Here is a 9354-nt window from a genome sequence, read left to right on the forward strand (position 1 = left end):
AACACGCACACCCCACCAGGGTCGCCACCTACATCCGCAACCACTGGCACATCGAAAACCGACTCCACTGGGTCCGCGACGTCACCTACACCGAAGACGCATCCCACGTCCGCACCGGCAACGCACCCCGCGTCATGGCCAGCCTCCGCAACCTCGCCATCAACACCCTGCGCCACCACGGATGGAACAACATCGCCCAAGGCCTACGCCACATGAGCCGCAACCCACACCGACCACTCACACTGCTCGGAATCCCCACCCACTAACAAAACGACTTTGCCGACCCCCTGCTCCCTCCCGGGGGGCAAACCCGCCCTATACGAGGAACCCTAGCCTGCCTCGCGGCTTGTCAATATCGCCCGATCGGGAGTTGTGGATGAATCGGGGCGGTTGTGGACAACTCGGCGGGCGCGTGGCCGGAGCCCTGCGGCCGGAGCCCTGCGGCCGGAGTCGGCGCCGGGGATATCGGTGTGGATGATTGCCGGGGGCGGCGGACAAGTCGGAAGCGGAGGACAACTTTCGTCGACCTGTCACGGCGAGGTGTCAACAAGTAACCGCGACGGCACTACCCCTCGTCCGGGCCATCAACTACGGTCTAAACCGAAGGCGTCCCCGACCGAGTGAACCTTGTCCTTTTTGCCCTCGCTATCCCCTCCGCGAAACAGAGCCGACCTACTTCATTGCCGGATCATGAAACCTGCCAATAGCCCCCAACAGCCGACCGTGGACGGTTTCCGAGGATGTGGACATCTCGGTCACCGCAGTACGACCTGGACCTTTGTCCGCGATCAGTGGTCCCGCCCGCTGAGCCATCGGGGTGAATGGCGGACGCGGGTGACCGCTGGGCGCGCGGGTGGGGGCAGGATTTCGGCATGGTCGAGGTTCCCGACCCGCACCGCCCGACAACCGCGCACGCGCGTGGTGTCCGAGCGGGTTCGGGGCGTGCCGTGCGAATAGACCAGCAATTGCAGAAGCATTGGTTCGCGGTCCCGCTCGGGCTGGGGTTGCTGGGGATCGTCCTCACCGCCGCAATCCCGCTGCTGCTGCACGACGACCTGCTCTCGCCGCGCGCGCCCGTCCCCGACAACGTGTACTGGTCCGGGCAGGTGCACGTGAGCAACGGGGGAATCGACCTGGACCACAAGCCCGCCGTCGGCTCGGAGGTCGGCGCGGATCTGCGCAAGGACGAGATCGCGGGCATCGCGCCCGGTCCCGGTGCGTCGATCACCATGTGGTCGAGACCGGGAAAGCCGACCCCGCGCGACTGTATGGGCGAAGTCGGGCGATTGACCGATATATCCACATTCGATCCGCCCGCAGGCGCGTATATGTGCGTCCGGACATCGGGCGGTCGGATCGCGCGGGTCACCTACCTCGGCGGCACCGGGTTCGACATCATCGTCTGGGAGTTGCGCGCCTGAGCCGAATGGCGCAGTTACACCACCGGGTTCCGGGGTACCGGCAGTCGTGTGTGTGACGGGCTGCCCGCGGCGAGGTACGTCACCGGCGGAGGTGAGTGCCGTGCGCAAGAAGTGGGTCTGGGTGGCCTCGGCCGCGGTGGTGGTCGTCGTCCTGGGCGTCGTGGGGTGGGTGCGCTTCGCCCCGGGCACCAACACCATCGACCGGAGCCAACCCGCCGTGCTGCAGGCCGTCCGCGACCTGAGCGAGTACCACGCCGCGGCCGGGGACTTCCAGGTCGTGGTGGACATCGAGAAGGACGTGTCGTACGTGCCGTCCGAACTGGCCGGGGAACGCACGCTGTTCGTCGCCGCGGGCAGTGTGGACGCGTATATCGACTTCCGGACGCTGACTGCCGAGGCGCTGACGGTGGACCAGGAGAAGAAGACCGTGGCTGTACGACTGCCGGACGCGCAGCTGAGCAAGCCGAACCTGGACAACAGCCGCAGTTACGTCTACCGGCAGGACAAGGGGCTTTGGGACCAGCTGGCAGCGTTGGTGAGTGCTCCGACCGACCAGCGCGAGTTCTACGTGGCCGCGGAGAAGAAGATCTCCGAGGCGGCGCAGCGGGCGAACCTGACCGGGCGGGCGCGGCAGAACACGTTGGCCATGCTCAACGGGCTGTTCACCGGGCTCGGGTACCACATGACGACGCCGGTCAAGGGCTGACCGGCTCGGGTTGTCCACAGCCCTCGTGATTCGTCCACAGGCCCTGAGCGGGGGTATTGACAGGGTGGCGCGGCCGGTATTCTGCATTTAGTGGGCCCGCCCCCCTGGGTGGGCGGGGGCGTGTTTGCGGTGGGATTGGCGGCGGTTTTCGAGACAGCTGTCATTCCATCGTGTCAGCGGGTTGTCCACAGGCTTGCCGATTCATCCACAGGGCCCGCTCGGGGGTATTGACAAGGCGCCGGGATCGCTAGTCTCCTGTGGGCCCGCCCCCGGTTGGGTGGGGGCGTATTTTGCGGTGCGAGGAAGGGTGGGAAAAGAGACCGGTGTCGCCCGATTGTGCGGATGGGGCTTATATTGGTTGATCGGAGTCCCGCAATCCTGTTGGATTTCCGGTGGCGGGAATCGACAGGATTGCGGGACCGTGGGGGAATCAGATGTCGTGCAGGAAGAGGGCCTCGGCCAGTGCCATGGCGGCGATCTCGCGGGGGTCGACGCTCTCGTTGGGGGCGTGGATGAGGGCGGCGGGATCCTCGACGCCCATCAGGATCAGCTCGGCGTCGGGGGCGATCTCGCCCAGGACCGTGCACAGCGGGATGGAGCCGCCCTGGCCGAGCAGGACTCGTTCGGTGCCGTACGCCTCGTGCAGCGACTCGGCGATGGTCCGGTGGGCGCGGCCGGTCGTCTTGGTGTGGAAGGGATCACCGGTGGCACGGACGTGGGTGTGGATGCGGACGTTCCAGGGGGCGACGGTGTGCAGGTGGCTCACCAGGGCGTCGGCGGCCGTCGCGGCCGTGGTGCCCGGGGGGACGCGGAGGTTGAGGCGGGCGGATGCCCGAGGGGTGATCGCGGCGGCCGAGTCGGCGACCGACGGGCAGTCGATGCCCAGGATGGTGACCGCTGGGCGGGCCCACAGCATGTCCGCGGGGGACTCGCCGAGCAGGCGCACGCCGTCGATGACGCCCGCGTCCCGGCGGAAGCGGTCGGCCGGATATGGCTCGCCCCACCAGGTCTGGTCGTGGGCCAGGCCGTGGATGGTGGTGGCGCCGGTGGGCGAGCGCAGGGTCGCCAGCATCGACACCAGGGCGGCCAACGCGTCCGGTGCGGCGCCGCCGAACATCCCGGAGTGCACGGCGGAGTCGAGGGCGGTGACGGTCACCACCAGGTCCACCATGCCGCGCAGGCTGACCGTGACGGCCGGGCGGCCGACGGCCGCGTTCCCGGTGTCGCAGACCAGGATCGCGTCGGCCCTGGCCAGCTCCGGCGACTGGCGCAGGAGCTGCTCCAGTCCGCCGGTGCCCTGCTCCTCCGAGCCCTCGACGACCAGCTTCAGGTGCACCGGGATGTCCGCGCCCAAGGCGCGCAGCGCGGTCAGGTGCGTCACGATGTTGCCCTTGCAGTCCGCGCTGCCCCGGCCGTACCAGCGTCCATCCACTTCGGTCAGTTCGAACGGGGGTGTGCGCCAGGCGGCGTCGTCCAGTGGTGGTTGGACGTCGAGGTGCGCGTACAGGGTGACGGTCCGGGCGTTCGGCACCGGGCTCATCCGTGTGCCGACCACCGCCTCGCTGCCGTCCGCCGTCGGTATGCGCCGGGCATCGGCGAAGCCCAGGTCGACGAAGTTGTTCACCACCCATTGCGCCGCGCGGTCGCACTCGACGGCGGGGAAGTGTTCCGGGTCGGCGATCGAGCGGAACGCCACCAGCTCCGCCAGGTCCTTGCGGGCACGGGGCATCAGGGCCGCGATCCTGGTGCGCAGGTCGGTCATGCCGCCACCTCCGGCTGTCGCCACGTCGGTTTCCGCAGTCGGTAGAACAGCAGTGGCACCAGCAGGCCCAGCCCGATCACCCCGGCGCCCACGATCAGGAAGTACAGCACCGGGTTGCCGGAGCCGAACTGCGACGGCGGCACGAAGCCCACCAGCAGCGCGGCCAGCGAAGCGGCGAAGCCCAGGCCGCACAGGCCGACCAGCATCGGCGAGCGGAAGCCGCGCGGGTGGTCGGGATGCTTGCGGCGCAGGCGCACGGCGGCCACGAACAGCAGCAGGTACGTGATCAGGTAGACCTGGGTGGTGATCACCGAGAAGATCCAGTACGCGCTCGACACGTCCGGGATGAACGCGTAGAGCAGTGCGATGAACGTGGTGACCACGCCCTGGGTGACCAGGATGTTGCGCTGCACGCCGTGCCGGTTGAGCCGTTGCAGGAACGGCGGGAGGTAGCCCTCCTGACGGGAGATCAGCAGCAGGCCGCGCGACGGGCCCGCCAGCCAGGTCAGCATGCCGCCCAGGGAGGCGGTGACCAGCAGGATCCCGATCACCGGGGTCAGCCACTGCCAGCCGAACTTGCCCAGCACCGAGTCGAACGCCTGCATCACCCCGGCCGTGAGCGACAGCTCGTCGCCGGGCACCACCCAGCTGATCGCCAGCGCGGGCAGGATGAAGATGACCAGCACCAGGCCCATCGCCAGGAACATCGCCCGGGGGAACTCCCGGGCGGGCTTGCGCAGGGACGACACGTGCACCGCGTTCATCTCCATCCCCGAGTAGGAAAGGAAGTTGTTCACGATCAGGACCAGGCTGGCCATGCCCGTCCACTGCGGCAGCAGGTGTTCGGCCGTCATCGGGGCCGCCGAGGGGTGGCCCTTGGCCAGGAACACCGCACCGAGCACGATCAGGAGCACACCGGGCAGCAATGTACCGAGGATGAGACCCCAGCTGGCGAGTCCCGACACGCCCTTCGTCCCCCGGGAGGAGACCCAGACGCCCGACCAGTACGCCACGACGATCACCAGCGCGGTCCACAGGCCGTTGCTCGCCAGAGACGGGTCGAACACGTACGCCAGCGTGCTCGCGACATAGCCGAGCAGGCTGGGGTAGTAGAAGATCGTCATGGCGAACTGGCACCAGACGGCCAGGAACCCCATGGGTTTCGAGATGCCCTCGGCCACCCACTTGTAGACGCCGCCGGTCCACCCCGAGGCCAGTTCGGCGGACACCAGCGAGGTGGGCAGCAGGAACACCAGTGCGGGCACCAGGTACAGGAACACGCAGGCGAGACCGTAGACCGCCATGGTCGGCGCGGGTCGCAGGCTGGCCACCGAGCTGGTGGTCATCAGCGCCAGCGCCACCCAGGAGATCCACTGTGGGCGTCCGGGCGCGCTCATCGCGGCCCCGAGCGGTGTGCGGTCATGGGTCAACTCCCGGTCGAGTGCGGTGTGGACCGCCTCAGCCTGCGGAGTCGCCCGGTGCGGCCGATTCGACCGGAGCGGATGAGATCAGCTGCGCAGCGCGGTGGTGATGTCGCGCAGCGACTCCTCGATCACCGCCAGGGTGTCGGTCGCGTCGACGATCCCGTCGGCGGGCAGGCCGGGGACCTTGCCCGCGATGATCTCCATCTCCTCCGCGCCGGTGCGCACACTGTTGCGGATCAGCAGGAACCGGTGCCGGGCCACGGTGTCGCCGGTGTCGTGCAACGCGTATTCCACCTGCTGCGCGGCGGCGCGCACCTCGGCGGCGAGGTCGGCGAGCGGGCGCAGTTCGGGCGCGCTGACGGCCGCCTCGCCGATCCGGGTCGCGGCCGCGCGGATCCGGTGCAGCGCCTGGTCGACCTCCTCCGCGGGCTCCAGCACCGGCTCGGGGGCCGCCTGGGGTTCCGGGACGTTCGCGCGCCGGTCGAACAGCGCGGACAGCACGGCGTGCGCGCCGAGGGTGATCGCGAGCACGAGCACGCCGCAGACGATCGCCAGCCACGTCGGTGCGATGCCGAGTACGAGGATCAGCGTCGCCGCGCCCGCGACGACCGCGGCGGTCAGGGCGTCGAGGGGTGGTCGTCGCATCAACCCACCACCTTCGTCCGTGTCATTGGCATTCCGCCGATCAGATGTTACTGAACGCCTTGACGAACAGTTGCCGGATCAGGTCCGGTTCCGCGGCGATCCGCGTCTTGGCGTCGAAGCACTCGCCCTTCGAGCGGTCCGCGATCTGCTGCAGCGTGTCCAGGTCGGCGGTCTCCCCGTAGGGGATGGTGAAGATCCGGATCGACCGGCCGTCGTTGAGGCTCGCGTCGACCTGGTGCAGCAGTGCGTCCTTCGCCGCGGTCTCCTTGTCCGGGTAGTTCTCGCCGTCGGTCATGAGCACGATCGAGCTGACCTTGTCGGTGGACCGGGAGTCGAACATGAGTCGCTGCGCCTCGGCCAGTGTCGCGTACAGGTCGGTCTGGCCCTCGGGTTCGCGCAGCCCGTCGATCGCCGCCTTGACCTGGCCCGCGACCTGCCCGTATGGCGCGGTCAGCGTCCCGTCCGCGGGGACCAGCACCCGGTGCCCGGTGGCGAACGTCCACAGCCCGACCTCGTCCCGGCCGCCCAGCGTGTCGACCGCGGCCAGTGCGGCGTCCCGGAGCTTGTCGATCTTGGGGGTGTCGGTCAGCCGGGACTCCGGGTCGGCCATCGAACCGGAGGTGTCGATCAGCAGCAGCACCCGTGCGGGTTTGCGTACCTCGGTGAACTTGCGGAGCATCTTGTCGACCACCGGTCCGGGCGGCAGCGGCTGCGACTCCACCCGTTGCCGTGGGTCCGACCGGGTGAACTCGACCAGTTCGGGCGTCGGGGTCTGTGGGTGGGCGACATCGCGGAAACCCGCTTCGCGGAACCGTTTCTGTTGGTCCTCGTCGAGCAGGAAGCGCCGGAAGTCCTCGGCGGCGAGCCGTTGCTCCGGGGCGGCCGAGGCCATGACCGCGTACGGGTGGTCGAGCAATATGGTGCCGTCGGTCGGGGTTATCGCGGTGAGCCTGGTGTTCGGCTCCTCGTGGCCCGGCGCGCCGATCTGCAGCGTGTCGCCGCTGGGCACGCCCCGGTTGTAGAGGTAGGCCAACTGTTCCTGCATGACGATCGCGCTGATCGGCGGCACCGCGGGACGTCGCTTGTCCTCCTCGTACACCTGCTGCAGGAAGACCGTCGCGTCGTCGGAGCGGCGCACGACCGAGGACTCGACGCGGTGCACGAACGTCGCGACCGCCGGGTTGTCCAGCGCGGCGTCGTCCAACGGCACCCCGGCCTGCGCGGCGGCGGCCTGGTAGGTGGCGACCGTGGCGGCGAGGCCGGAGGAGGAGCGTTCCGGGTTGTCCCGGACCAGCACGAACGGGCCCCAGCCGCGGCCGGGCGCGACCGCGTCCCAGCCGTCGCGGTCGACCAGGGTCAACAGGTCCGCCCAGGTCGGCCGCGGCCACCTCGCCAGCACCGCGTCGGCCATCGGGTCCGGCATGGCCACGACCAGCGCGCCGATGGTGATCGACGGATGGTCCGGTCCGGCGAGCGCGTCGCCCTGGCCGTGCGCGACCATCCGGTCCAGCCACAGCGAGGTGCTCGGCAGCCACACCTGCGGTCGCGGGTCCTTCTGGTTCTGCCAGCCGTGTTCCAGCGCGTCCAGGGCCAGGCCGGAGGTCAGTCCGTGCGCGCTGACCTCGGCGCATCGGCCGTCGCCGAACACCCGCCCGGCGTGGTTGTAGGTGTCGGCCATGGCGGCGACCAGCTCGTCCTTCTCGGTCGACGAGCTGACCTCCAGCCGGACGCACGGACCGTGCGGTCCGCTGGCCGACGGGTCGGGCCTGACCACCAGGTACGCGACGACCGCGAGCGCCACGCCGAGCACCAGGGTGGGCAGGAAGACGTACAGGGCGCGCCGACGGCCGACGACCACATGCCCTCCCAGCGGTCCGGTGGACCTTGTGCTGAGGGCATCGCGCCCGTGCCCGGTTTCGTAAGTGACGAGGCCGAATCGAGATCTTCACCCCCGCCGGGTGGCGCCGGTCGGACCGGTCGTCGGTGACCCTCGGTTGCGCCGACCGATGCCCGCGCCGAGGAGGTTGTCGTGTCTGTCCACAATGGAGTCCCCGAGCTGGTGCCGCTACGCACCGGGTTCGATACCGCCTGGCCGGGCTTTCGGCGCGGCCAGGTGCGCGCCTATGTCGAGCGGGTCGAATGCGAGGCGCGTGACCTGACCTCGGAACGCGACGACCTGCTCGCCCGCGTGCACAATCTGGCCGCGGAATTGGAGACGGTTCGCACGGAGAACCGGCGGCTGTCGGATCGGATAGATCGGATCAGCCGAACACCGGTTTCCCTGGCAGGTCTGTCCGAGCGCCTGCGCCGCATGGTCGAGCTCGCGCACCGGGAGGCCGACGGGATCATCGCGCGGGCCCGCGCCGTCGCGGAACAGACGTGGTCCGCCGACCGGCACGCGGAGATCCGCAGGCGGCGGTGCCACGAGCAGCTGATCCGGGAACTGGAACAGCGGCGGGTCGACACCGAGGCCGAACACCGGGCCCTGCTCGACGAGGCAAGGGAACAGGCCGCGAAGCTGACCGACGAGGCGGAGACCCGCCGCCGCGAGCTCGACGACCAGGCCGCCCACCTGCGCACCCAGATCCTCGGCGACTTCGAGACCGCGATGACCGCCCGCCGCGCCGAGGCGATGCGCGAGATCACGGACCTGCGCACCGGCGCCGAACGCGAGGCCGAGCGGGTGGTACGGGACGCGGCCGACCGGGTGATGCTGCTGCTACGGCACCGGGAACGGGTCGCGGCCGGGTTGCGGGCGGCGCGGGAGCTGGTGGCGGAGGCGGAGATCGGGCTGGATCCGTCGGTGGCGGGGCGGAGTTGTCCACAAGCCGTGGATTCGTCCACAGGTCCCGATCGAGGGATATTGACAAGCGGCGAGGCAGGCTAGGGTTCCTCGTATAGGGCGGGTTTGCCCCCCGGGTGGGTGGGGGCGTGCCCTGCGGTGTGATCGGGGCGGGCAGGAGATCGCGCGGGCGGAGTGCCGTTGGTGGGGCTGGTGTGGGTTGTCCACAAGCCTTGGGATTCGTCCACAGGTCCCGGCTGGGGGGTATTGACAGGTGTCATGATCGCCTAGCGTTCGTTTCGTGTGGCCCACCCCCTTGGTGGGGCGGCTTGACCTCATGTGGTCATTGCGCCACCGTGTCTGAGCAGGAGTTCGTTCATCTTCTCGACGGGTTTGTAGCCGCCGAGGGTCTCACGGGGACGGCCGTTGAGTTCCCGGGCGACCGCGTCGAGGTGAGCCTGGGAATGGACCGACAGGTCGGTCCCCTTCGGAAAATACTGGCGCAGCAGTCGATTCGTGTTCTCGTTCGTGCCCCGCTGCCATGGGCTGTGCGGGTCACAGAAATAGACCGGCATTCCGGTGGCCATGGTGAAGTACGCGTGATCGGCCATCTC

9 protein-coding genes are annotated in these 9354 nt (G+C 69.3%); 4 read left to right on the forward strand and 5 right to left on the reverse strand.

Annotated elements, in window-relative coordinates; all coding sequences use genetic code 11:
- The 3 genes from C503_RS0136675 to C503_RS0136685 all read left to right on the forward strand — a co-directional run.
- Window positions 1-266: ISAs1 family transposase (locus C503_RS0136675; RefSeq protein WP_026316207.1), on the forward strand; the 266-nt coding region annotated here is incomplete at its 5' end.
- Window positions 267-872: 606 nt separating this feature from the next.
- Window positions 873-1421 (forward strand): hypothetical protein, encoded by a 549-nt coding sequence (locus C503_RS0136680; RefSeq protein ID WP_156893788.1) that lies wholly within the window; start codon window positions 873-875, stop codon window positions 1419-1421.
- Window positions 1422-1521: 100 nt separating this feature from the next.
- Window positions 1522-2127: a DUF4230 domain-containing protein gene (locus C503_RS0136685; protein WP_018687177.1), complete on the forward strand. Its 606-nt coding sequence runs from the start codon at window positions 1522-1524 to the stop codon at window positions 2125-2127.
- A gap of 430 nt (window positions 2128-2557) precedes the next feature.
- On the opposite strand, the gene C503_RS0136690 is transcribed toward C503_RS0136685, so the two are convergent.
- From C503_RS0136690 to C503_RS0136705, 4 genes are all read right to left on the reverse strand, one after another.
- A complete protein-coding gene (locus tag C503_RS0136690) occupies window positions 2558-3889 on the reverse strand; it encodes a dipeptidase (RefSeq protein ID WP_018687178.1) in 1332 nt (443 codons plus the stop codon).
- Window positions 3886-5286 carry a glutamate/gamma-aminobutyrate antiporter GadC gene (gadC, locus tag C503_RS0136695; protein WP_084477514.1) on the reverse strand — a complete coding sequence of 467 codons (1401 nt, stop codon included), beginning with the start codon at window positions 5284-5286 and terminating at the stop codon, window positions 3886-3888. Before gadC ends, C503_RS0136690 begins: the two co-directional genes overlap by 4 nt.
- A gap of 111 nt (window positions 5287-5397) precedes the next feature.
- Complete coding sequence (locus tag C503_RS0136700; protein WP_018687180.1) at window positions 5398-5958, reverse strand: hypothetical protein; 561 nt, start codon at window positions 5956-5958, stop codon at window positions 5398-5400.
- 40 nt (window positions 5959-5998) lie between these two features.
- Window positions 5999-7816 carry a VWA domain-containing protein gene (locus tag C503_RS0136705; protein ID WP_018687181.1) on the reverse strand — a complete coding sequence of 606 codons (1818 nt, stop codon included), beginning with the start codon at window positions 7814-7816 and terminating at the stop codon, window positions 5999-6001.
- Between the two features lie 171 nt (window positions 7817-7987).
- Between C503_RS0136705 and C503_RS46595 the strand changes: the two genes are divergently transcribed.
- Window positions 7988-8845, forward strand: a complete 858-nt coding sequence (locus tag C503_RS46595; protein WP_156893790.1) for a coiled-coil domain-containing protein — start codon at window positions 7988-7990, stop codon at window positions 8843-8845.
- A 230-nt stretch (window positions 8846-9075) separates the two neighbouring features.
- Here the strand turns inward: C503_RS46595 and C503_RS42375 are convergent.
- Window positions 9076-9354, reverse strand: a 279-nt coding sequence (locus C503_RS42375) for an IS30 family transposase (protein ID WP_018682247.1), incomplete at its 5' end; no start/stop codon positions are given.

Source organism: Actinokineospora enzanensis DSM 44649 (genome assembly GCF_000374445.1).
Classification (GTDB): Bacteria; Actinomycetota; Actinomycetes; order Mycobacteriales; family Pseudonocardiaceae; genus Actinokineospora; species Actinokineospora enzanensis.